Here is a 23,298-nt window from a genome sequence, read left to right on the forward strand (position 1 = left end):
CCCCGGCGACCCCCCGGGACCCTGCAGCACGATTTGTAGCGACATAAATTTTCGATGCCGGTGGAGCTTGTTTCGCTCCTGATGTCCGGCGTGACCGAAGGACCATTGTGATGAAACCGTTTTGGCTTCTTTTTGCTACCTTTCTCTGCGCGACTATGGCCTCTGCCGCGGACTATGTGCTGCAGTCCGGAGACCGTATCGATGTTCGCGTTGCCGGGCTGCCGAACTTGGATCGAGAGATAAAGATCGGTGACGACGGCATGATCTCTCTGCCGCTCGTCGGACGGGTGAGCCTGCGGGACAAGACCGTGGCACAAGCCGAAGAGGATATTTCCGAGCGGTTTGGCAAAGTCGCTTTCCGGCAGCGGAGCCTTGACGGACGGGAAACGCTGTTTTCGATATCACCGACCGAAGTCAGCCTTTCGGTGTCCGAGTTCCGGCCGATCTATGTCGCCGGAGATGTCAAACTGCCCGGCGCCTTCGAATTCACGCCCGGTCTGACCGCGCGCCGCGCAGTGACGCTGTCAGGCGGTGTGGGAAGCGATCTTGCGGCCTACCGCGATCCATTCACGCAGATTGCGCAGTTGCAGGGCAGCATTGATGCGTTTTCGGCAGAACTGGCGGCCCTCGATGTGCGAATTCGCCGCTACAAATCCGAACTCGAGCCTTCAGTCGATGCGAGCGATTCAGCCATGCTGCTCGGCAGCGAGACGGTGGAGCAGGTGGAGCAGCGACGCCTTGAAGCCGGGTCCGAAGGAAAGGCGACGCGGCGCTCCTATCTGCTCGAGGCGCGGGCCGCGATCGCCAACCAGATCGAGATACTGCGCCAGCAACTCGCCGCCGAGTTAGAAGGCGAAGAGGCGGACCAGTCCGAATATGACCGCATCAGCACCCTGCGCGAACGGGGGCTCGTCGAGGTGGATCGCGTGACCGCGACTCGTCGCTCGCTGCTGTCCTCGGCCACGCGCCGATTGGACACCGCGAGCGATCTCGCCGCCGCGGAAAAGGAACTTGCCCGCCTCAATTTCGAGTTGGGTGATTTCGAGGACGAGGCCCGCCGCGATGCTTTGGAAGATCTCAGCGAGGCGCTGGTCGAGCGTGAGACCACGCGCGCGCGTCTGACTGCGGCACGCCAGCAATTGCTGTTTCTCAACTCCGGCTCCGCGGCGATGGACCAAGAAAGCGATGTGACCGCCACGGTGCGCCGCGGGGCAGGGGACGCCGAGCAGGTCTTCGTACTGAATGGCGCGGAGGACATGCCACTGCTGCCGGGGGACCTCATCGAAGTGCACCTAAGCGTTGTTTCCGTGCCGGGCCAGTAGTCCGGCAAGCAGAAATTTCACGTCGGGCGATCGCCGCCCGCCGATCTGAATTTGACCATGCGCGCGCATCAGACGCGCTCGACCAGAGACTTTTCTAAGGCCTCGCGCCGCCCGCTGACGGGCCGGTACGCGGAGGACACCATAGGCATTTGCCGGGACGCCATGACTGGCGCTGTTCCGGCGCATAGGAACCGCGATGAACGCATTGACACCCGACCGCAAGATCGAACCAAGTTCGGCGACGCTGCAGCAGGTGCTTCGGGCCGACACCTGCGCCGGCTGCGGTGCCTGCAGTATTCTGGCACCCGCATCGCTGCGCATGACGCTGGCAGAGCCGGGCTATCTGCGTCCGGTCCAGACCGCCGCACTGAGCGCCGAAGAGGAAGAGCAGATCGCCGAGATTTGCCCCGCACGGCAACTGGCGCTCAACGCGGCAGGGCGGCAGGACCATGAGCTCTGGGGGCCTTATCTGGAGGTGCGCTCGGGCCATGCTACCGACCCGGATATTCGCCACAACGCCTCTTCTGGCGGCGTACTTTCTGCGATCCTCACCCATCTTCTGCAAAGCGGTGCCGTGGATACCGTGGTGCAGACCGCAGCGTCACGCATCGAGCCGACGGCCACACAAGGCGTGAGCAGCACCAGTCGTGATCATGTCTTCGCCGCCGCGGGCTCGCGCTATGCGCCGTCGGCGCCGCTGTTGGAACTGGAGCGTGCGTTGAACACTGGCGGGCGGATCGCCTTTGTGGGCAAGCCCTGCGACGTGGCCACCCTGCGGGCATTGGCCCGGATCGATCCGCGGATAGACCGTCAGGTGGCCGTGGCCCTTTCGTTTTTCTGCGCGGGCGTTCCCAGTGCCGCGGGTGCTGGCAAGGTCCTCGAGAAGATGGGCGTCGATCCGGGCGAGGTTGCAGCCTTCCGCTATCGTGGCGATGGCTGGCCCGGCTACGCCAAGGCGACGCTGAAGGATGGGCGTGAGGCGCGCATGAGCTATCGCGACAGCTGGGGCCAGATCCTGTCGCGGCACGTGCAGAAGCGCTGCAAGCTTTGCCCCGATGGTATCGGCAGTTTCGCCGACATCGTCTGCGCCGATGCCTGGCAGACCGACGCCGAGGGCTACCCCAGTTTCGAGGAAGCGGAAGGCACGAGTCTGGTGATGGCGCGCACGGCGCTTGGTTCGGAAATCCTACGGGCCGCAGAAGCGCAGGGTGCTGTGACCACCTCTGCCTTTGACATCAACACGCTTGAACCGATGCAGCCGGGGCAGGTGCGCAAGCGCCGCTACCTGCTCGCGCGGCTGCTGGCGATGCGGGCGCTGTTCCGGCGTGCGCCGAAATACGACGGCTTCTTTCTTTCGCGCAATGCCCGGCAGGCGGGGGTGCGAGAGAACCTCCGACAGTTCTCGGGAATGCTTATCCGCGAGTTGGGGTTGAGATCATGATTACGCAGTCAAAGTGCTCGCATCACAGGATATTTTCGGGCTGGACCAGCCGGGGCGGAACGGGAGATCGCAATGACTGATCGCGGAAAGATCGATACGGGACTGACGCTGTCGGCGCTGGATATCCTGCAAGCGGTCAAAAAGAAGAGCCCCATCAGCCTTGGTTTGGCCGTGTTGGCGGCGCTCTTGGTCTTCCTGCTGCTGCGACCGATGCCGCCGGTGTTCAGCGCAACCTCGATCCTGTGGTTCGACGAGCGCGAAGAGCGGCTGCTGACCTCGGATTCGGCGTTCTCGGCGCTCGCCGATGACCGAAAGGTCACTTGGGTGAACGAGGTTGCGCCCATCGTCAAGGAAGCCGCGATCATCGAGTCGCTGCCGGTGCTGACACGCGTGATCAGCGATCTTGATCTCGTGGCGCAGCCCGAGGCACTGCGGTCTTCCAAGACGCTGATCAAGGACACGCTGAAGCAGCGCATCAAGATGGTCTTGCCCGCCGGACTGTTTGCGGAGGACGCGCCGCTTGATGATGCGGCGATTGCGGCTCCGGACGGGGGCACCGAGACCACTCCGATCAAGACCATTCAGCAGCTGGCAAGCGTGGTCGAGACCAATACCAACGAATTGACGCAGCTCATCTCGGTCACCGTCTCGTCGCCGGATGCACAGGCGGCGGCAGCTATCGCCAATCGGCTGCCAGAGGCCTTTTTGCTTGAGCACAACGCGCGGGTGACGGCGGCCAGCGCCGAGATGGTCTCTTGGCTCGACGCGCAGCTACAGAGCATCCGTGAGCGAATTCAGGCAGAGGAATCGAACCTGAGCAGCGACGCAGTGGCATTGCGACAGATGACCCACGACGCGGACGTGGCGCTCTATCGCGACCTGCTCCGGCGCCGGAACGAGGTCCAACAATTGCAGAATATCCGCTCGCACCCGGTGCGGGTGGTCAGTATGGCGATGGTGCCCACCGAGCCCTCGGCTGCGGGTCCGGCGCAATACGCCACCGCTGCTTTCCTCGCGACGTTTGCCGCTCTATCGCTGGTGTTCGCGTTGCGCGAGTTGCTCGACACAAGGGTTCGTTACCCTCGGCAGCTCGACGAACTAGGGCTGCACGTTCTTGCAGCGGCCCCGGATTTCAACAAGAACCGCCCGCTTTTCGACGAGGCCATCCGCCGACTGCTTTCGGTTGCGATGCCGGATCTGCGCAAGGGAGCCGTCGCCGTCGGCTTCACATCGGGAGCCGCGCGCGAGGGGAAGACTCTGGTGGCGCGGCAATTCGCCATGGCAGGCGCGCGGAGCGGGCTGCGCACCGTGTTGGTCGAGGCGGACCTGCGGCATCCCCAGTCGGCGGGACTGCCGGAAGCAGGGCAGGGGGCCGGGCAGGGGTCTGGACGGGGCGGTCTGGCGGAACTGCTTGCTGCGGGTGCCGGCCCGGATGGCTATTTCCTTGAAGAGAAGGTTGAGGGCGACGGAAGCCTTTACGTGCTGCCAAGTTTTGAGGCCTCGCGCAATCCGACCGAACTGCTGGCCTCAGCGGGTATGACGCATCTGCTCGCCGCGCTGCGCGAGCGCTTCGACCTGATTGTGGTCGACATGCCGCCCACCTGTCTCACGGCGGATGCCGAAGCGCTCGCTCCCCTGCTCGACGGCACGCTGCTTGTTCTGCGCCACGGTCGGGCCGGGATCGCCCGCACAAAATCGGCAATCGCGCTTATCGAGCGTGGCGGCGATCATCTGGTTGGGGCTTTCCTGAACGACTGTCCGGAGCATTTCCTCTCGAACCTGTATGGGCGCGGCCCTCTCGACTATGGCTTTACACCCTCGCGCGCGACCCCCCAGCCCGGCGCGGCCCCGGTACGAGGAGACGGAAGGTTTGCCGAGAGCGCCAAGATAAAGCTGTTGCCGCTGCAAAAGGACGTGCGTTCAGATGCCGGTTGAGGCGCTCAAAGGCCTGCCGCGACAGCGCAGCGAATTGCGGCAGACGGCTGCGGCGGTTCCCGCGGTGCTGCCGCTGTCAGTCGTGCTGTTCCTCATCTCGCTCTTCGTGGCGTTTCAGCTGTCGGCCGGGCCGGTGAAGCTGTCGACCTCGCGGACGTTGCTCCTCATCTTGGTCCTGCCGCTCATGCTGCGGTTGCTGCGTGGGGCGGCGGGCCGGATCATCGTGTCAGACGTGGCGATGATTGCCTTTTGCGTTTGGGTTTTCTTCAGCATGGTCGCGAACCACGGGCTTTCCGAAGCGATCGAGTTCAGCGGCATCAACGCGATCGAGACGCTGGGCGCGTACCTGCTTGGTCGATGCGTGATCCGCGATGCAGAGAGCTTTGCGGCGATGGTCAAACTGATGTTCGGCATAGTCGTGTTTCTGTGCCCTTTCGCCCTGCTCGAGACGCTCACCGGCTACAATCTGCTGCTGCATCTGACGAACGCGATCTACCCCTCGCAGCCGGAGGTCCCGCCGCTGCGCCGCATGGGGCTTGAGCGGGTGCAGGCGACACTCGATCATCCGATCCACTTCGGCATCTGCATCGGTGCTTTCATCGCACTGACCTATCGTGTGCTCGGGTATGGAGCCTCTGCGTCCTCGCGCTACAGCCGCGCTGGACTTGTGGCCTTCGTGGCTTTCCTGTCGCTATCGTCCGGAGCGTTGGTCGCGATGTTGCTGCAGGTCCTTCTGCTCGGCTGGAGCGGCATTGCCCGAACTATCCGTGATCGTTGGCATCTTCTGGCGACGATCGCATTGGTTCTCATCTTGATCGAGCTGGTGACCGGCGTGTTTCTTGAGTTCGTCATCAGCCAGATTGCTTTCGATCCCAAGACCGCTTTCAACCGGACGCGGATCTTCGGCTATGCGCTGGCGAACATTCAGGGCTCGCCGCTTTTCGGTATCGGCCTTCACGAATGGGTCAATATCCCCGGCATGTCCGACAGTGTCGACATGTTCTGGATGTTGGTCACGCTGCGCCACGGGGTGCCGGCCGGATTGCTGATCCTGCTTGGCTTCCTGTGGCTGCCTCTGGCGCTTATGGCACGTCGTATTTCCGACCCCCGGGTGAGCGCCTATCGCGAGGGGTACATCATCACGATCGCAGCGCTCTTCCTCGCAATGTGGGGCGTGCACGTGTGGCGCGAAGCCTATGCCCTCATTCTGTTCCTACTGGGCAGCGGGGCCTGGATGCTCGAGTTCGACAGTAAAGCGAAGCAAGCGCCCAAGCCCGCGTCACCAGTGGGGTTTGTTCGAAGGACATTTCCAACATGAAAATCGAATTCTCGAGCGAGCAAAGCGTGCAGCCGAACACGCTGGTTGCGAAGACATTGCCCAACTTCATTATCATCGGGGCGATGCGCGCCGGGACGACCTCGCTGCACAACTATTTTCAGCATCACCCTCAGGTCAGCATGTCGCGGGACAAGGAGCCGGATTATTTCACCGCCAAAAAGCACGTGCTTGGCGAGACGTGGTACGGAAATCAATTCGATCCCGGCTCGTTGAAGCGTGGCGAGGCAAGTCCCAACTACGCGAAAGTGGACGTGTTTCCTGGGGTCGCCGGGCGCATCTATCGCGAGTTGCCCGATGTGCGACTTGTGTACGTGGTGCGCGATCCCGTGCGCCGTTTCGTGTCGCAGTACGACCATATGCTGGCGCGAGGATTTGATCTGCCGGATCCGGTCGCGCTTTGCCGCAATGAGGGGCCGCTCCCGGCGGATCCGATCCGTCTGACACTGAAGGAGCCGTATCGGCATATTCTATCGGTCAGCTGCTACGCCCGCCAGCTCAAGGCATATCTGGAGTATTTTCCGCTCGAGCAGATCAAGATTGTCGAGTTCGAGCGCCTCAAGACCGAGCCGCAGGCGGTGCTGGGCGATCTTCAGGCCTTTCTGGGTCTCGACCCACTGGGAGGTCCGACCCTCCCGTCGCTGAACCGTGGCAAGGAACTGACAAGCGTGCCGCAGCCTATCCTAAGGTCAGCGCGGGACACGCGGATCGGCAGCTGGGTGCGGGATCGGCTGAGCCTTGAGGCGCGGGACCGTCTGAAGCGGCTGATCGCTGCGCCTTTCCCGGACAGCAAGAGGGTTTTTCCCGACGAGGCTATCGCCCGTGTCAGGGCAGAGCTCGCCGAAGACATTGCAGAGTTCCGGAAACTCACCGGAATGTCCTTTGCCACATGGTCGATCTGACACCGCGAACCACGATTGGAAACTCAATGTACCAGCAGTCCGGAGCAAGGTCCGTCGCGCAGTTCGCAGATGCCGAGCCGTCCGCCACTGCCATTCCAAGCCAGTCCGCAAAGTCGTACAGCGGAAGTGGTCCGCAACCGCTTCGCATCTGGTCTCCGGAAATGGCGGCGATGCTCGGCGAGCCGGATGTGACGATCATCATTGTCAGCTACAACACCCGCGACCTGACCCTGAAGGCCATCGAGACCCTGCTCGAAGCTGGCGGCGACGTTCTTGCCGAGGTGATCGTCTATGACAATGCGTCGGCAGACGGTTCCGCCGCAGCTATCGCAGAGCGCTTTCCGCAGATCCAGACGATCGCCAGCGCAGAGAACCACGGCTTCGCAAAGGCCAACAATCTGGCCAGTGGGCTCGCGCATGCCGATATGCTGCTGCTGCTGAACCCCGATACAGAGACCTACGAAAATGCGATCGCGAGCCTTCTGGCCTTCGCGCGGCGCAACCCCGCTGCGGGGATCTACGGTGGGCGGACGCTGTTTCCAGATGGCTCGCTGAACCCGGCGTCCTGCTTCGACCAGATCACGGTACGCAGCCAGTTTTGCCGTGCGCTTTATCTCGACAAGCTCTTTCCCGGCAGCGGTTTCTTCAACCCAGAAGCGATCGGCAACTGGAACAGGGATACGGAGCGCTGCGTCGACGTGGTCGTGGGGTGTTTCCTGATGATCCCCAAGGCCCTTTGGGAGCAACTCGGTGGCTTTGATCTCAAGTACTTCATGTATGGCGAGGAAGCGGACCTCTGCCATCGGGCGCGGGCGCTTGGCTACAGTCCCATGGTCACGCCGAGCGCTACGATCATGCATCTTGTCGGGGCCTCGAGCAATGTGCGCGCCGAAAAGATCATCCTTGTCGGGCGTGCGCGGGCCACGTTGGTCCGCGAGCACTGGAAGCCTTGGAAGGTGCCGATCGGACTCTTCCTGCTGTGGCTTTGGGCAGGGGTGCGGTTTGCGCTCTACAGGATCCGCGCGTTCGTCTCGGGCAAAGCCGATCTGCCCGAGCGGGTCACTTGGGACCGGGTTTGGTCGCAGCGCAAGACTTGGTTGAAGGGCTATTGACGGTCGAAATTTTTTCGAACTCTCGGGGGATTAATGCCGTGCCAAAGAAAAGATCACTGTCGCGTCCTCGCCGGTTTCTGAGGTTGGTGACCACCTTGCTGGACCCGCGCGCCTATTTGCACATGTTGAAAATTCTCAACTACTACAATTACACCCATGTCACCCCGCTGCGTCGTGTCACGCGGGGCAAGGATGTGACCATCTCGCCCACTGTCTGGTTCGCTGAAGCCGAGCGCGTCGAGCTTGGCGATGGGGTGCATCTGAACGGTGGCTGCATGCTTTGGGCCGGGCCGACCACCGGGAAGATTACCATCGGGGACAACGCGCTTTTCGGCCCGAACGTGATGATTACCGCCGCGCATTACAAATTCGACGAGGGGCAACCGGTCACGGAGCAGGAGATGGGCGAGTGCGACGTGGTCATCGGCCGCGATGTCTGGCTCGCGACCGGCGTGGTGGTGCTTGCGGGAGCCAATGTCGGAGATGGCTGCATCGTTGCCGCCAACAGCGTCGTGCGCGGCACCTTCCCACCGTTCTCAATTCTCGCCGGTGCTCCCGCGCGGGTGGTTGGACGCCGCAAGCGATCTGGCGCCCCTTTGGCTGCAGATCTCGAGGGGCTCGGGGCGCCTCTGGAGCTGTTTGCAACGAGCGACGGAAGGAATCTGCGGTGAGCGCATCAATCCTTGAACGCCCCTCAGAGCAGGAGTCCTCAGAAGTGCCGGTTATGCCGGCGGCTGCGGTCATTATTCCCCATTTCAATGACGTTGTTCGGCTGGAGCGCTGTCTTGATGCTCTTGCCGCGGCGGCGCGCCCGCAGCCCGTGGAAATTCTGGTGGTGGACAACGCGTCAACGGAAAGCCTCGTTTCGATCATTTCGAAGCATCCGGATGTCCGCTTCGTCACTGAGGCCCGACGCGGCGCGGCAACCGCGCGCAACCGCGGCGTTGAGGAAAGTACGTCACCGCGCATCTTCTTTTTGGACGCCGATTGTATTCCGGCGCAGGACTGGCTCGAGCATGCCTTCGCTGTCATCGAGACCAAACAAATCGTCGGCGGCGCGATCCGCGTGTTTGATGAGACGCCGCCGCCCCGCAGCGGCGCCCAAGCTTTCGAAGCCGTCTTCGCGTTCCAGCAAAAGGACTATGTCGAGAAAGAGGGGTTTTCGGTGACGGCCAACCTGCTGACTTGGCGCGCGGTCGTCGAGGACACGGGTCCTTTGATCAACGGATTGTCCGAGGACAAGGACTGGTGTCTGCGCGCTGCGGCCAAGGGCTATGAAATTGCCTATGCGCCAGAGCTTGTCGTCTATCATCCGAGCCGCAGCGACTGGCGCGCGCTTCGCAAGAAATGGTTCAGACTGACAGTCGAAAGTTATGGACAGGCGCGGTCGGGGAACCGCAGCCGCTGGTCTTGGCTGGCACGGTCGCTGGTGGTGTTCCTGTCGCCTTTTGCACATCTCCCAAAGGTTCTGAGGGCGCCGCAACTCGCTTCTTCTGGCGAGAGGTTGCGGGGCGCCTTGACACTGTTTCGGCTGCGGTTTGTGCGCTCTGGCTGGATGGTCCGGCAGGCGCTTGGGAGGCCCCTCGATGGCATGTGATCGCAGCAGTCTTTGTGGAAGACCGACCGGCTGCGCCGTGTCCCGCAGCGCGGCGGACGCATGCAGGTCGATGTGTCATGGAGGCACGCCATGATCAGAAGCAGCCTGTTCGTCTTTTTCGGGAACGCGCTTGGCTCGCTGTTTCTGTTCGTGCGCAACGTGTTTCTTGCGCGGCTGCTGCCGCTCGAGGAATACGGCGTTGCGATGACCTTCGCGATCATTGTGGCTGTGCTCGAACTTGCGTCGAACATGGCCGCCGACCGGATGCTCGTGCAGGCAAAGGATGGCGACGACCCCAAGCTCGAGAACACGATGCATCTGCTCGAGATCGCGCGGGGCATGGGGTTGGCGGTCTTGCTGTTCTTCCTCGCGCCGCTGCTTGCGGACTTCTTTCAGGCGCCAGAGGCACGGCCGGCCTTCCAGACACTCGCTCTGGTGCCTATGATCCGTGGTTTCCGGCATCTCGACATCTTCCGGGCCCAGCGGGTCAGGGACTTTCGCGGTTTCGTCATGACACCGCTGGTGTCGCAAGTCACCGCCTGTTTCGCGGTAGTGCCCTTGGCTTATTGGCTGCAGGACTATCGCGCGATGATGCTGTCCATTCTGATCCAGCATTCGCTCATGGTTCTGATGTCGCATATCTATGCGAAGCGGGGCTATGGTGTCGCTTTCCACAGGGATCTGGCGGTGCGCATCGTGCGATTTGGGTGGCCGCTTATGGTCAACGGCGCGCTCATGTTTCTGGTGATGAACGGTGACCGCATGATCGTGGCCAACCAAATGGGGCCAAGTGATCTGGGTTGGTTCAGCGCCGCGCTGACGCTTGCTCTGACGCCGACGCTGATCATCGGGAAGACGCTGCAAACGCTGATGCTGCCGCTGCAGTCGCGCCGGCGGAACGCTGGAAATGGCTTTGAGGAGGCGGTTCAGGTGGCTCTGCAGCTTTCGCTGCTGGCGGGGCTCGTGTTTGCAGTCATCATGTCGATCTTTGGGCCTTGGCTCTTCGTGGCGCTGTTCGGAGACAAATTCGCTGCAGCGGCGGATGTGCTTGTTCTTCTGTGCATCGCTCAGGGGCTGCGCGTCGCGCGGTCGGGTCCGTCGACCACGGCGGTCGCGACAGGACAGACGAGCAATCCGGCACTTGCCAGTCTGGTTCGGGTGAGCGTCCTGCCGATCGCCTTGGCCGCAGCGGTCTGGTTCGGTGCGGGGCTGCAGGGGATCGTGCTCATCGCGATCCTTGGTGAAGCCCTGTCGTACCTGACCTCCATTGCACTTGTGCACCGACGGGTTGGGCTGACTGCAGGCGCAATGACCTGGCCTCTCGCACTCGCAGTGGGAACCTTCGGGCTTCTCGTTTTTGCGTTCGAGTTCTGGCCAGTCTCCACCGATCTGACCCAAGTGCTGAGCCTGCGCACCTTGCTGTTGATCCTTGCGCTGCTGATCAGCGCGCTCACGATGCAAGATGCGGTGCGGTTCATGTCGGTGCGGCTGAAGCAAGCGATCTTTTCGACTGCCAAGAAAGGGCCCGCAAATGGATAAGATGGGTGCGAGCCAGAGATTCCTCATCCACATTGGCTATCACAAGACCGGCACAACTTGGCTGCAGCGCACGCTGTTTGTTCCGGCAAATGGGTACGCGCAACTGCTCGACCACGAGGAAATTCACGAAAGCTTTCTTAAACCCTATCCACTCGGCTTCGACAGCGCCGACGTAGAGCGGCGCCTCGCCGCCCCGTTGGCAATGCTCTCGCGGGGAAATGTTCCAGTACTTTCCTCCGAGATTCTCTCGGGCAACCCATTCTATGGGGGGCGCGATTGTGTGCTTTGCGCCGCGAGGCTGAAGGAGTGCTTCCCAGAGGCGCGCATTCTCATCTCGATCCGTGAGCAGATATCGGCGATCGCCTCGACCTATATGCAATATGTGCGGCGCGGCGGAACTCTGCCGCCGGGGCGTTTCTTTGAGCCTGATTGCGCGCCAGGATACATCGGTTTCGACCCCCAGCACTTTGAGTATGACAGGCTGGTGGCCGAGTACCGCAGATTGTTCGGTGCGGCGAATGTGCTGGTCATCACGAATGAGGCGCTAGCGCGCGACGCCGGGGCAGTGGCCGCGCGGATCGCCGAGTTCAGCGGCGCTCCCGAACCGCGTGAGATCAGCAGTCAGCGTGTCGGCGTCAGCGCGCCCGAGGCTTCGGCGGGGCTGCTGAGGGTTATGAACCATTTGCGCAGCGGTCCGACATCAACGGCAACATGTGTCGACCTTGGGGCAGCGGGCCTTTGGCTGCATCGCGGCTCGGCGAAGCTCTTTCAAATGCCGCCCCTGAAAGGTTTCGCTCAAGGCCGGCGCCCGGTGCTGACTGCGGCGCGCACCCGGTTTGAAGGGCAATTTGCCGAAAGCAACCGGCGACTGGCCCGCATGATCGGATCGATGGCCGATCTTTCGCGCTACGAGGGCTTGAATGACGGCAAACAGACGGAACCGGTGCAGCAGGGTGGCACCGTCCGCGCCGCACCCGGCGCTGGGGCGGAACTGCCCTCCACACAATCATGACAAGGGATCGCGACATGACGGAAGGCAAGAAGACACTCACCGTTGGCCTGCTTGGGCACACTGTCACCTCGTCAAACCTTGGAATTGGAGCGCTGACACTGTCGGATATGCGCATTCTTGAAGAGGTTGCCGCATCTCTTGGCCAAGATATTTCGTTCGAGCTGAGCGCTTGGCACGAGCCGCATGCAGTGTACGTCGAGCGGCCGAACTTGCGATATCACCCGTTGTCGAGGGGTTTTATCCTGAACCCCAAAGGGCTGCGGTCGATGGCCAAGCGCTGCGATCTGGTGCTGGATATCTGCGGCGGGGACAGCTTCACCGACATCTATGGCACCAAACGCTTTCTCATGCAGTTTGCCGCGCAGTCGGTGGTGGTAAGCACTGGTACGCCGCTTGGCTTCGCGCCCGAGACGATCGGCCCGTTCAACCGCCCTTGGGTGAAACGCTGCGCCAACTGGATCATGCGACGCGCGGCATTCGTTTGTGCCCGCGATAACCTTTCGTCGGGCTATGTTCGCAGCCTGCAAGACCCGGGGATCGCGATGATTGAGGCAACGGATGTCGCCTTTTGCCTTCCCTACGAAACCCTCCCGAAGGCGAGCACTGTGGACGGAAAAATCCACATCGGAATCAATGTTTCAGGTTTGCTGTTCTCGGGCGGCTACACCGGAAAGAATGAGTTCGGGCTGAAGATGGACTATGCGACGCTGATGCGCTCCCTGGTAAAGCAGTTTTCCGAGCGCAAAGATTGCATCGTGCACCTTGTTGGCCACGTGATCATCGAGACAGAGACGGGCGCCGGGGAGGACGATCAGCGAGCCTGTGAGCAACTGGGCAAGGAGTTCCCGAACGTGATCGTCGAGCCTCCTTCACCCGATCCGAGTGCCGCGAAGAGCCTGATCTCGACGATGGACTATTTCTTCGGTGCCCGAATGCATGCCTGCATCGCGGCTTTTTCTTCGGGCGTTCCGGTGCTGCCAATCGCCTACAGCCGCAAGTTCCTCGGCTTGTTCGGCTCGCTTGGCTATCATCACGTTGCGGATGCCAGAGACGGCACACTCGAGCAGCTTGAGGCTCAGATCATTGAGGGGTTCGAGGCGCGGGAGGTTTTGTCGCGCGAAATCGCGATCGCGAACGCCGAAGCTGAGCGCCGCCTCGACCTTTACCGAAGATTCTTGGCGAAGACCCTTGCTGCGAGCACTGCGATCTTGGAGCCGAGATCTACGGTGGGCGTTGAAAAACCTTCGCATTAACGAGGCTTATCTGTGACGGGTTGCAATGATGTCGGTGTTTCAGGTGGCAGATTTTGGAGTGATGTCTTGATAGGCGTTCTTTGATTGCATTGAACATCTTCAGGGCGAAAGCTGTGGAAATCCTCACTACGCGCCGTCGACGGGTGTCTTTTCTTTTAGGCTGACCTCAAACTCAACCCAAGGCTGTTTTTGTTCCGCTGGTTTTTAGAGTGAATCACGCGGGTCACATTTCCATGGTAACTTGGTCCCATCCACCTCGCGTGCCGCGAATATCGCGTGAAATTTTTCAGCGAGTGACGTTATTCCCCGGTTTTCGGGATATGCCCGGTTTTTCACGAAGAGTTACGCTTCTGGAGCTCTGCTCGCACCAGACTTAAAATTTCCTTTGGGGGATTTGAATATGAAGTACGAGAGATTTTTTAGAAAATTCAGTAGTCTATCTGATCGAGACGCCTCAGCGATCGACTTAGATATCGTAGTAGGGGGTCCACGCAGCGGAAGCGGTCAATTTTTTTATCGAGCCTTTGGCAAGCGACTGATCGACTTGATCCTCGTCTTTTTATCGGCTCCCCTTATAATTACCGTCCTGCTGCCACTGACCTTGATGGTAGCACTTGATGGCAGCAACCCGTTTTACAGCCAGCTGCGGGTCGGGCGAGCGGGTCGGCTCTATAGGATGTGGAAACTACGTTCTATGGTGCCGGATGCAGACAAGTTACTTCTGACCTACCTCAAATATAACCCTGAGGCCAAGGCAGAGTGGGACAGGGATCAGAAACTCAAGAACGACCCAAGGATTACCAAGGTCGGGCGCTTCATAAGGAGGGCTTCACTGGATGAGCTCCCGCAGTTCTGGAATGTTCTGCTTGGCGATATGAGTATTGTCGGGCCGCGTCCGATGCTCCAGTCTCAACGGCATCTCTACCCCGGAGCTGACTACTACATGCTGCGACCTGGCATTACTGGTTTTTGGCAGATTTCAGCGCGGAACGAGAGCTCCTTCGCCGATCGTGCCCATTTCGACAGCGGCTACAATTCTCAGCTTTCCTTCAAAAGAGATCTGAAGATCCTGCTTGCGACCGTGACAGTCGTTTTGTCAGGCACCGGTCACTGATGGTCTTTCAAAGGAGCTACGAGCATTTTTCCCTCTGGATCATTTCGCAGCCAAACCTGCTACCGAACTCGCTTAGTGCCGCCCCATGCCGAACTTGACAGTTTATTGTCGCAGCCGAAGGCTGACCGCGTCGTGCAGGGAATTGGCGTGGGTGGCTGGAGGTGCGCCGTTTCTGTGACAGCTAGCGCCATATTAGCGCGACCGATGGGCGGCGGGTCGATAGAAGAGCACCATCACAGCGGCGACAAGCGGCCATACCATGCACAAAACATATCCGATAAATATGAAGGCTGGCGTTCTTTGGGCCCGGCGTTTCTGTTCTCGATAGGTAAGAACAAGCGCAACAAGAGTGGTCGCCAGATAGACGCAGAGAAAAATATTCAGGAAGCTCATGGTGCGATCCTGCTGATCAGTCAGAAAATATGTTATAAAAACGCGGTGGAAAACTTCACCGATCCACTCTAACCAAATCCCGTCCCGGCGTCGCTGAGAAGAGAGAATGGATCAGGTATCGATGGCGGAAATCTGCGCACCGCCCGCATTTAGCGCACGGCTGCTGTAGCCTGAGGCAGCCTGACAGCAGCGGGGTCGAGGGGATCTCTAACGTGTTACTGTGTCGCAGACGACGTAAGGAAAATTGGCGGTAGGCGCGAACGCGCTGTATTGCGGATGTGACCTTTGATGGACAAACTTGAGGCGTCGCAGACGCCTTTCCAGCGTGTTCCATGACAGTTTTTGCTTTTCGAATATTATCTGGTGCATTTCATGACAGATCAAACAATTCCAACCTTGCATAAAGCCCGACGCCGAGGATTGAATCGGCTCTCGGGTCTGAGAAACCTCTTGGTGAACCTAAGACGTATCTACCTCGTGCGGGTGTGGAAGATGGATTTACATCCAAGCTGTCAACTATCGCTGTCAGCAAAACTCGATCGGACTTTCCCAGTCGGCGTACATGTGGGCGAGGATTCCTACATCGCATTCGAAGCCCGCATACTGACCCATGATAGGACCCGGGGCCTGTATCTGCATACCCGCATCGGCAAGAACTGCTTTGTGGGCGGGCGGGCGATGATCCTTCCCGGGGTCGAGGTTGGCGACAATAGTGTTGTTGCCGCGGGTGCCGTGGTCACGAAATCCGTGCCCCCGCGAAGTATCGTAGCGGGCAATCCGGCTCAGATCATCCGAACAGGCATCGACGTCGGCCGGTTCGGGCGTTTTGCCAATGCAGACGAAAATGAGAGCCGGCTTGCAGCTGCAGGCAAAACTTGATGCGGCGCTTGGTTGGATTTGCGGCGGTGGGCCTTGTACTCGGCATGGCTTGGATGCTTGTGCGTTGGACCGGGCTTGACCTTCTCCCGCCCCCGTCGATTGCAGATCGACGCTTCTCGGTGGCTTGGCCAGAAGATGAAGAGCTCAGGCTTGCAGTGCTCGGCACAAGCTTGAGCGCGGGGGAGCCTTGGCCGGAAGTGCTTGCCGATCAGTTGCGGGCGTCTCTCGGCAGCCCGGTGTCGCTTTCAGTCTTTGCCCAGAGCGGCTCAGGATCAGACTGGGGCCTGACGCAAGCAAGCAAAGTTGCGGCGGCGCGACCCGACCTCTTGTTGGTCGAATTTGCCATAAACGATGCCGATCTCACCGACGGAAGTTCTTTGAGCAAAGCCGCATACACACACGCGGCGCTGGTTCGTGAGATCGCGGAAAATGCTCCGGATACGGAAATCGTGCTGATGACCATGAGCCCAGCATACGGCCTTCGAGGTTTGGCAAGGCCGCGCCTGCGCGCGCACTACCTGCAATACCGAACGCTTGCTGAGGAGTTGCAGGTGGGCCTCATCGACCTTTATCCAAGGTGGCTCGCATTGCCGCGAGAGGCGCGCGGCCTCTCCGAAGACGGGCTGCACCCCGATCCGGACATAGCGACGCGCCTTATTGTGCCGGTGGCGGTCGAAGCCGTGTTGTGTGCTGTCCGATCCTCTGGCTGCGGGTCTGTCTAGCGGGGCTGGTGAATGAACTCCTGCAACCGTCTGATCAGTGCCAGATGCGCCGGGCTTGGTGAATACTCCTCTGCCGGAGCGGACAGGTCTTCCGAAAGCAGAAGCGCTTCGAGCTCTTCCGGGCGCTGCGCGACATGAATTCCCGCCAGCCCTTTGAGGTGGCGGACGGTCGCCATCTGGTGATCGTTGCGATGCTCGCCGAGAGCAAAGCGCCTTGGGAATAGGATCAGCGGTTTACGGAAGCGGCGCGCAGACAGAATGCTCCCGACACCTGCATGTGAGACGACGATGCGGGCGGAACGGAAGATGGTACTGAACTCCTGCGGTCCGAGCGACGTGCGTGCATCCAGATTGGGCCAGCTGCCCTGCGCCGACGATCCCACTTGGGCGATCACCTCTTCATTAAGCCGCGGCGCAATTTCGTTCAGCAAGTCGACAAGCCGTGGGAACGGCAATTGGGTTCCTACCGTGGCGAAAATCATAGGATCGAGCCCGCGTACTCCGCGTGAGCCTCGCGGGCCACATGTTCCCACTGGCTGAGCCGCAGATGTGCCACGTAGCGCGCCATCCGACCCGACGTGGACATGCTTTCCGCATTGGCCACGCTGTCCACCCAGATCCCTTTCGCGCCAAGCAGCCGTCCCACGAGAAGCGCGATCAAGCCTGGAAGTGCGCCGGTTGTGACGACAACATCAGGCCGTTGATTGCGCATGATCTTGTAGACCCTGAAAAAACACCGAACGGCCGAGATCGGATTGCTTTGATTGCAATCGGGCACAATCGCGGCGGGAAGGGCCCCGAAGTCGTCAGGAAGGCCCTCTAGTGTCGTCATGAAAAACACGTTCTCACCCTCAAAGGCATGGCGCATGCGCTGTAATTGCTGCCAGTGACCGCCTGCCGAGGCGACAGCGATGATCTGCTTAGGCAATTTTAGTCTCCTAATCGAAATAATGCCGCCGTTGGGAAACCGCAGGCGCCGGCATTCATGAATTGCAAATCGAATATTCTTCACTGGAAAACGACGTGGCGCTCAGAAACTGGAGCTTAAGAGAAACCATCTACAAACGAAATCTACAGGACCCGGCGCAGGAGCGCACGATCATGCTCGGCAGTCTTATCACACAGACCCAAGAAAACCGTATGACGCCCGCATTTTCAGCGCTTTTTAGCGAGCGGTCCAGGGCGAGCTAGCGTCGTACCCTGCGTCGGTCGGGGGGCGATGCGGTTGCGGAAGGTGGTCCAGATTCTATCTATAATATCTTTATATAATAATACTTTGGTTCCCGTGGCGTTTCATCGCTTCCGCAGGGGTTGAACCTTGCGATCTTGGTGATCCGGTCACACAACTGCATCTGACGTGTGACACTCCAGCGGATCGATGGGTAGAGGTCGCAGCTAGCCTGCGCTCGATTCACTTGCCCGCATTCGTCCGGTGTTGCGAACTGCCCCGCGTCAAAGCCACGTCCCGACAGATTGTGACGTCCGGTGGGCATCAGCAACAAACTGCGTAGCGTCAACCTTGGCCACCTGCCCCAGAAAATCCCCACTCTAGCCACTAGCACAAACGAACATATGGCTGGCAACGGTTCGAAGAAGACCAAGTGAGGGCAGCAGTGCAAGATAACGTGAATGTCGGTGAGGCTAGAGTTGTATCCAGTCAAGAAGAACTCGAAACGGCATATGCAGAATTATCTGCGAACGGTGGCGGTGAGATACTGCTCGCATCAGGAGAAGAATATGAACTGGTGGTGCGAGATCTGAAAGACACCGAGGATAGCGCAGCTGTTGCGATCCGATCCCTTGATTCGGAAAATCCAGCGGTCATAAGAAAAGTAAAGTTGATCGGTTCTGAAAATATCACGCTGGAAAATGTCGTGCTGAATATTGATGGTGCGGATGCCGAAGGGTTGGTGGCGCTGCTCGATATTCGAGACTCGCAGGGCATAAAAATTACAAACTCTCTCATGAGTTCTGATGCCGAAGGGCCGCTCGGCACCACGGACAATATTGCCGAGGCTGCAGATCTGGCGGTTGTGCGGCGAAGCGAAGACATCACGTTCGAAGGCAACGTGATCCGCAACTTCGACCAAGGGCTATGCTTCTTTGACTCCTACGACATAAGCGTTCTGGGAAACGATCTGGAGGGTCTGCAGGGCGACGGTATCCGCATCGGTGGTGTGTCGGGTATGGTGATCGATGGCAATCACCTCCATGATTTCCTTGGCGCGACCATAACGGCCAACCATTCTGACATGATCCAGATTTGGGGCACGAACATCAATGTGGGGAATGAAAACATTGCCATACGCAATAATTTTCTAGACGCAGGCAATGGCGCAAACTACCAGATGATTTTTGGCCGGAATGCGCACTACGATAAGAACGGCGACTTGATAGAAAATATTGTCGTCGAACATAACGTGATCTTCGGCGCGCATCATCACGCCGTTTATTTGGAAGATACACTGAATGCGTCGGTGTCCAATAACACGGTTCTTTACAATGCGGACGCCTACACAGTTGAAGATGACGGGTCTGAAACGCTTTCGACAATGACCGGTGCGATAGAAGTGGAGGGCAGCGGGGCTCTCATCTTCGGCAATGTTGCGCATACGTCCATGGGGGGAACAGGAAACGTCGTATTGGATACGGCTTCCCCGCTTTTACAGGATGACTTCCGTACACATTTCGTGAACGTCGAAGCGGCAGGAGACGGGGACCTTCGGGATCTGATGCTGCGCCCAGACAGCGCGCTGAACGGCGTTGCGGGAAGCTCGCTTACGTGGGCCAGCGATAGCGCCGAGAACCTGACTGCAGTGGCCGATGTGACCGTTTCGGCGACCGACAAATCGCTCGTGGTGCTGGATGCTGGTTGGTCGCGCGGTCCAGACGGTTACGTGATGCCCTTGGGCGCGCAATTCCAATGGACGTTCGCGGATGGCAGCACCGCGACCGGAAGCCGAGTGGTACATGACTTTGAACTGGCAGGCCGTCACGACTACACGCTGACGGTCACGATGCCAGATGGCACCGCCGATACGATCACGCGGTCGCTACAAATCGATCCCGTCGTGGTCGCCGATGTGCGCTTCGACAACACACTCGGCGACGCCGTTTACACGGGTGCAGAGACTGTCGAGTTCCACGGTGCGACGGTGACTGGTGACGGCTGGCTGGAGATCGGCGGGCGCAAGAGGATGGAAATCACCGAAGAAGCCAAGGGTCTCTATTCTCTGGCAAGTTTCAATCTAGGGCTCACGGTGGATCTCGAAAAGGATGCGAAGGGGGCTCTGGTCCACTTTCCCGGAACCCTGGTCGTGCGCGTCCGAGGGGACGGCCATCTGCGCGCAACGCTGGAGACCGACGATGGCGTCTTCGATCTTGTCAGCAAGTCCGCGATCTTCTCTGACGGCGGCGCGCATGCGTTGAACATCGTGCTGGACGGCGACAGCGGACTGTTCTCGATCTTGGTGGACGGAAAGGTTGATGTCAGCATGGCCGCGAGCGGGCTGACATCTTCGCAGACCCATTGGGGCCTTACTGTGGGCAACACTTGGGGGTCTGCAATCGCGGCGAAGATAAAAGAGGTCTATTTTGGGAGCGAAGCAGCGATCCCCGGCGTGCCCGATCTGATCGTGCCAGAGAAAGTCCTGGGCAGCCTCAAATTCAGAGGCGGGACGATTCAGGCGAGCGACATCGCCTACAGCATCGACAACGCTGGAGCTTATACGGACGCCGGCGTGGACATCACCAAAGCCATGCTGGTGCTGACCCGTGAAAACGACTTCATCTTCGATGCAGAGCGTTTCGGCATCGCTTTCGATCTCTCGGTGTCCGAGTCTGGAACATCGGGCACCATCCTGCATCTGTATCAAACCTTGCACCTGACACTGGACACCGCGGGGCAATTGCAACTGCAACTGAGCACCGATCAGGGCACGCAGACCATCAGCACACTGGATCTTGATCTGGATGACGGGATCGCACACAGGATCGCTCTCGAGTACGACGCCGATGCGGGGGTGATGCAGATCGAGGTGGATGGTGCCCTTGTCGCCACCGGTGCCCAAACGGGACAGACGCCGTCTGTGAAGTACTGGGGCCTGGCGTTCGGCCATCCGTGGAAAGATGCCGAAGCGTCTGTCGTTATTGATAATATCACGATTTCCGAGGCACCATCAGTGGCCGAAACTTCGGTGGTTCCGATGGCGGCTTTCAGCGAAGCCACCGCTGCGCCGGATATTGTCCTGAATTTCGAGAGTCAGCACGTCAGGGACTCGTCCGGAAACAATGTGGAAATCGATCTCTCGGGGGATGGGTTCGCGTTCGCGCAGCGCGAGGGTGGCACGAGGTTCGCGGAGATCACCGCAGGGTCGGTCATCGAAATTTCGCGCGAAAGCGACATCTTCTTCGAGAAAGGTGCGTTTCTGTTCACGCTCGACGTTCGCAGCGATCGGGCTGAGGGGCAGAATGTTTTCGGGATCAAAGAGTCGCTTCAGATGGATGTGACAGGCGATGACTTCGTGTTCCATCTTGCCACGACAGACGGAACTTTCGAGGTCGCAAGCTCTTCGGACCTATTGGCGGACCGGGATTGGCACAGCGTGGCGGTCTCCTATTCTGACGACTACGGTCTGCTTCAATTGAAGGTAGATGGCGAGATCGTGGATGCGACCCGCGCCACTGGCAGCACGCTTGATCGCGGTGACTGGGGCATGGATATCGGGGCGTCTGATGGGCTTGGTTTCGACGGCGGAATCGACAACTTTGTCTTTACCTCCGGCGGCGAGAACCACGGATACCTGATAGGCTGAACACCGCCGCGGGAAGGGTTTCGGGCTTGCCTGCATCACCCAAATTGCTGCCCACGCTCCGCTGGCGCGCGGCGGGGCACAATCGCCCCTCTGTGTGCGGCGCACGAGTGACCGATGGAGTTTAAGTAAAGCGGCGCGAGCCAAACGGCTGTCATCAGACACCAATGCTCGCGCCGTCTCGCAAGCGGCGCGCTGCGCTCGGGTCTGGGCGGGGCCATCCGAACCTCCGCCCTGAAAACCGGCACGGGGCTTCTGTCCGGCGCACGTACCCTTGCGCTTTTCCCAGCGGCTCTGGCCAGCCAAAAATCCGCTCGGTAAGACTACCGCACAATCTATTGCCCGTGCCCGGCGGTTGTAGCACGCGCTGTGGCCCGTTCCGGGCAGACGGCAGTGTGCTTTGCCCGCCGTCGCCGGCTGGCTCCAAGACTTGAATGAGGTATCCCATGACGTTCGCTTTCGATCCCGCCCGGCTGCCGCTCCCGAACCGGCATTTCATTGGGGGCGAATATGTGCCCGGCGAAGACGCGATCGATCTGGTCTCGCCCTCCACCGGGCAGCGGCTTGGGGCGATCCCCTGTGCCGATGCGGCTTTGGTTGACCGCGCGGTGATGAGTGCGCGCAACGCACTGCGCGAGTCGGGCTGGGCCGGGCTGCAGCCGCGCGCGCGGCTGCGCGCCCTGCATGCGTGGGCCGATCTGATCGAGCAAGAGGCCGAGACACTGGCGATGCTCGAGGCGGTCTGCTCCTCGCGCCCCTATGCCGGGGCGCTGGCGGGCGACGTGATGGTGACCGCCGAGCAGATCCGCTTCTTCGCCGAGTTCGCTGACAAGGAAGCTGGCACGCTGGTGCCCACCTCTGACGCGCAGTTCGGCTTTATCTCGGATCACCCTTATGGCGTCATCGGCGCGATCACCCCGTGGAACTTTCCGATCTCCATGGCCGCGTGGAAGCTGGGACCGGCGCTGGCGGCGGGCAATGCGGTGGTGCTTAAGCCCTCGGAGATGACACCCTATACCACGCTCTACCTTGCCGAACTGTCGGTGAAGGCGGGTATTCCGGCGGGCCTTATCAACATCGTTCTGGGCGACGGGCCGACCACCGGTGCCGCGATCACCGGTCATCCGGGTATCGACAAAGTGTCGTTCACCGGCTCCACCCGCGCCGGCGCCGCGATCATGGAAAACATCGCCCGCTGCGGCATCAAGCCGATGACGCTGGAGCTGGGCGGCAAGAGCCCGATGGTGGTGTTTGCCGATGCCGATCTCGATGTCACTGCAGACGCGCTGACCACGGGCATCATCCCAAATGCCGGGCAGTTCTGCGTGGCGGGCTCGCGGATGATCGTCGAGGCCAGCGTCGCCGATGAACTGGCCGCCAAGCTGGCGGAACGCTTTGCCAAGATCACGCCGTCGGAGACCCATCGCGCCGAGGCCGGGTTCTCGCCGATCATTTCCGAAAAGCAGCTGGCGCGGATCGACAGCATCGTGCGGGCGGCGCAGGACGAGGGCGCCGAGCTGATCTGCGGTGGCGGGCGCTTCGATCACGAGGGCGCTTTCTACCGCCCGACGCTGATCGGCGGCGTCGACGAGACCAGCCCCGCCGTGCGCGAGGAGATCTTCGGCCCGGTCGCCACGTTCCAGACCTTCGAGACCGAAGAGCAGGCGATGGCGCTTGCCAGCCACCCGACCTACGGGCTGGCGGCGGGCCTCTTTACCCGCGATCTGTCGCGCGCCATGCGCCTCACACGCGATCTCGAGGCAGGCACGGTCTGGGTCAACCGCTATGGCCGCACCCGCGATCACATCCTGCCGACCGGGGGGTGGAAGGCGTCGGGGCTGGGCAAGGATCTGGGCCGAGAGGCGTATCTGGCCAACCGCCGGACCAAGTCGGTTTTGATCGACCTCTGAGCCGGGCGTGGTCGGGCCGT

The 23,298-nt window shown here is 60.3% G+C and carries 19 protein-coding genes; 17 read left to right on the forward strand and 2 right to left on the reverse strand.

What is annotated here, in order from left to right:
* Window positions 1-110: 110 nt before the first annotated feature.
* From ACXAJT_RS17105 to ACXAJT_RS17175, 15 genes are all read left to right on the forward strand, one after another.
* Window positions 111-1,322, forward strand: a complete 1,212-nt coding sequence (locus ACXAJT_RS17105; protein WP_475237190.1) for a polysaccharide biosynthesis/export family protein — start codon at window positions 111-113, stop codon at window positions 1,320-1,322.
* 196 nt (window positions 1,323-1,518) lie between these two features.
* Entirely contained in the window at window positions 1,519-2,763 is a 1,245-nt protein-coding gene (locus ACXAJT_RS17110; protein ID WP_475237191.1) for a Coenzyme F420 hydrogenase/dehydrogenase, beta subunit C-terminal domain, read from the forward strand.
* A gap of 72 nt (window positions 2,764-2,835) precedes the next feature.
* Window positions 2,836-4,698, forward strand: a complete 1,863-nt coding sequence (locus tag ACXAJT_RS17115) for a CpsD/CapB family tyrosine-protein kinase (protein WP_475237193.1) — start codon at window positions 2,836-2,838, stop codon at window positions 4,696-4,698.
* Window positions 4,688-6,016 (forward strand): hypothetical protein, encoded by a 1,329-nt coding sequence (locus tag ACXAJT_RS17120; protein ID WP_475237195.1) that lies wholly within the window; start codon window positions 4,688-4,690, stop codon window positions 6,014-6,016. Before ACXAJT_RS17115 ends, ACXAJT_RS17120 begins: the two co-directional genes overlap by 11 nt.
* Window positions 6,013-6,936 (forward strand): sulfotransferase family protein, encoded by a 924-nt coding sequence (locus ACXAJT_RS17125; protein ID WP_475237196.1) that lies wholly within the window; start codon window positions 6,013-6,015, stop codon window positions 6,934-6,936. Before ACXAJT_RS17120 ends, ACXAJT_RS17125 begins: the two co-directional genes overlap by 4 nt.
* Window positions 6,937-7,097: 161 nt before the next feature.
* The gene (locus ACXAJT_RS17130) at window positions 7,098-8,048 is read left to right on the forward strand and encodes a glycosyltransferase family 2 protein (RefSeq protein ID WP_475237198.1); all 951 of its coding nucleotides are present in this window, start codon (window positions 7,098-7,100) and stop codon (window positions 8,046-8,048) included.
* Between the two features lie 86 nt (window positions 8,049-8,134).
* On the forward strand, window positions 8,135-8,719 hold the full coding sequence (locus ACXAJT_RS17135) for an acyltransferase (RefSeq protein WP_475237269.1): 585 nt from the start codon (window positions 8,135-8,137) through the stop codon (window positions 8,717-8,719).
* A complete protein-coding gene (locus ACXAJT_RS17140) occupies window positions 8,716-9,645 on the forward strand; it encodes a glycosyltransferase family 2 protein (protein ID WP_475237199.1) in 930 nt (309 codons plus the stop codon). The genes ACXAJT_RS17135 and ACXAJT_RS17140 overlap by 4 nt, the downstream gene beginning before the upstream one ends.
* 90 nt (window positions 9,646-9,735) lie before the next feature.
* Entirely contained in the window at window positions 9,736-11,184 is a 1,449-nt protein-coding gene (locus ACXAJT_RS17145) for an oligosaccharide flippase family protein (RefSeq protein ID WP_475237200.1), read from the forward strand.
* Window positions 11,177-12,196, forward strand: a complete 1,020-nt coding sequence (locus tag ACXAJT_RS17150) for a hypothetical protein (RefSeq protein ID WP_475237201.1) — start codon at window positions 11,177-11,179, stop codon at window positions 12,194-12,196. Before ACXAJT_RS17145 ends, ACXAJT_RS17150 begins: the two co-directional genes overlap by 8 nt.
* A 14-nt stretch (window positions 12,197-12,210) precedes the next feature.
* A complete protein-coding gene (locus tag ACXAJT_RS17155; RefSeq protein WP_475237202.1) occupies window positions 12,211-13,449 on the forward strand; it encodes a polysaccharide pyruvyl transferase family protein in 1,239 nt (412 codons plus the stop codon).
* Between the two features lie 400 nt (window positions 13,450-13,849).
* Entirely contained in the window at window positions 13,850-14,563 is a 714-nt protein-coding gene (locus tag ACXAJT_RS17160; protein WP_475237203.1) for a sugar transferase, read from the forward strand.
* Window positions 14,564-14,668: 105 nt separating this feature from the next.
* On the forward strand, window positions 14,669-15,028 hold the full coding sequence (locus ACXAJT_RS17165) for a hypothetical protein (RefSeq protein ID WP_475237204.1): 360 nt from the start codon (window positions 14,669-14,671) through the stop codon (window positions 15,026-15,028).
* 300 nt (window positions 15,029-15,328) lie between these two features.
* Window positions 15,329-15,835: an acyltransferase gene (locus ACXAJT_RS17170; protein WP_475237205.1), complete on the forward strand. Its 507-nt coding sequence runs from the start codon at window positions 15,329-15,331 to the stop codon at window positions 15,833-15,835.
* An 8-nt stretch (window positions 15,836-15,843) separates the two neighbouring features.
* On the forward strand, window positions 15,844-16,557 hold the full coding sequence (locus ACXAJT_RS17175) for an SGNH/GDSL hydrolase family protein (protein WP_475237207.1): 714 nt from the start codon (window positions 15,844-15,846) through the stop codon (window positions 16,555-16,557).
* Here ACXAJT_RS17175 and ACXAJT_RS17180 read toward each other — a convergent pair.
* Together ACXAJT_RS17180 and ACXAJT_RS17185 are read right to left on the reverse strand one after the other, a co-directional pair.
* Window positions 16,554-17,039, reverse strand: a complete 486-nt coding sequence (locus ACXAJT_RS17180) for a glycosyltransferase (RefSeq protein ID WP_475237210.1) — start codon at window positions 17,037-17,039, stop codon at window positions 16,554-16,556. The two genes, ACXAJT_RS17175 and ACXAJT_RS17180, sit on opposite strands and share 4 nt — an antisense overlap.
* A complete protein-coding gene (locus ACXAJT_RS17185; protein ID WP_475237212.1) occupies window positions 17,036-17,485 on the reverse strand; it encodes a UDP-N-acetylglucosamine--LPS N-acetylglucosamine transferase in 450 nt (149 codons plus the stop codon). Before ACXAJT_RS17185 ends, ACXAJT_RS17180 begins: the two co-directional genes overlap by 4 nt.
* A 685-nt stretch (window positions 17,486-18,170) precedes the next feature.
* Between ACXAJT_RS17185 and ACXAJT_RS17190 the strand changes: the two genes are divergently transcribed.
* Window positions 18,171-21,371: a PKD domain-containing protein gene (locus ACXAJT_RS17190; protein ID WP_475237214.1), complete on the forward strand. Its 3,201-nt coding sequence runs from the start codon at window positions 18,171-18,173 to the stop codon at window positions 21,369-21,371.
* A 443-nt stretch (window positions 21,372-21,814) separates the two neighbouring features.
* Complete coding sequence (locus ACXAJT_RS17195; RefSeq protein ID WP_475237216.1) at window positions 21,815-23,278, forward strand: aldehyde dehydrogenase family protein; 1,464 nt, start codon at window positions 21,815-21,817, stop codon at window positions 23,276-23,278.
* Window positions 23,279-23,298 lie beyond the last annotated feature (20 nt).

It is taken from the genome of Salipiger sp. ABF4_146 (genome assembly GCF_056161345.1).

Excerpts from the sequence above, each read along its gene's own strand:
- ACXAJT_RS17145 (WP_475237200.1), top strand. The coding sequence starts at position 9,736 with ATGATCAGAAGCAGCCTGTTCGTCTTTTTCGGGAACGCGCTTGGCTCG.
- ACXAJT_RS17180 (WP_475237210.1), bottom strand. The coding sequence starts at position 17,039 with ATGATTTTCGCCACGGTAGGAACCCAATTGCCGTTCCCACGGCTTGTC.
- ACXAJT_RS17105 (WP_475237190.1), top strand. The coding sequence starts at position 111 with ATGAAACCGTTTTGGCTTCTTTTTGCTACCTTTCTCTGCGCGACTATG.
- ACXAJT_RS17125 (WP_475237196.1), top strand. The coding sequence starts at position 6,013 with ATGAAAATCGAATTCTCGAGCGAGCAAAGCGTGCAGCCGAACACGCTG.
- ACXAJT_RS17110 (WP_475237191.1), top strand. The coding sequence starts at position 1,519 with ATGAACGCATTGACACCCGACCGCAAGATCGAACCAAGTTCGGCGACG.
- ACXAJT_RS17150 (WP_475237201.1), top strand. The coding sequence starts at position 11,177 with ATGGATAAGATGGGTGCGAGCCAGAGATTCCTCATCCACATTGGCTAT.
- ACXAJT_RS17195 (WP_475237216.1), top strand. The coding sequence starts at position 21,815 with ATGACGTTCGCTTTCGATCCCGCCCGGCTGCCGCTCCCGAACCGGCAT.
- ACXAJT_RS17130 (WP_475237198.1), top strand. The coding sequence starts at position 7,098 with ATGGCGGCGATGCTCGGCGAGCCGGATGTGACGATCATCATTGTCAGC.
- ACXAJT_RS17115 (WP_475237193.1), top strand. The coding sequence starts at position 2,836 with ATGACTGATCGCGGAAAGATCGATACGGGACTGACGCTGTCGGCGCTG.
- ACXAJT_RS17120 (WP_475237195.1), top strand. The coding sequence starts at position 4,688 with ATGCCGGTTGAGGCGCTCAAAGGCCTGCCGCGACAGCGCAGCGAATTG.
- ACXAJT_RS17155 (WP_475237202.1), top strand. The coding sequence starts at position 12,211 with ATGACGGAAGGCAAGAAGACACTCACCGTTGGCCTGCTTGGGCACACT.
- ACXAJT_RS17170 (WP_475237205.1), top strand. The coding sequence starts at position 15,329 with ATGACAGATCAAACAATTCCAACCTTGCATAAAGCCCGACGCCGAGGA.
- ACXAJT_RS17160 (WP_475237203.1), top strand. The coding sequence starts at position 13,850 with ATGAAGTACGAGAGATTTTTTAGAAAATTCAGTAGTCTATCTGATCGA.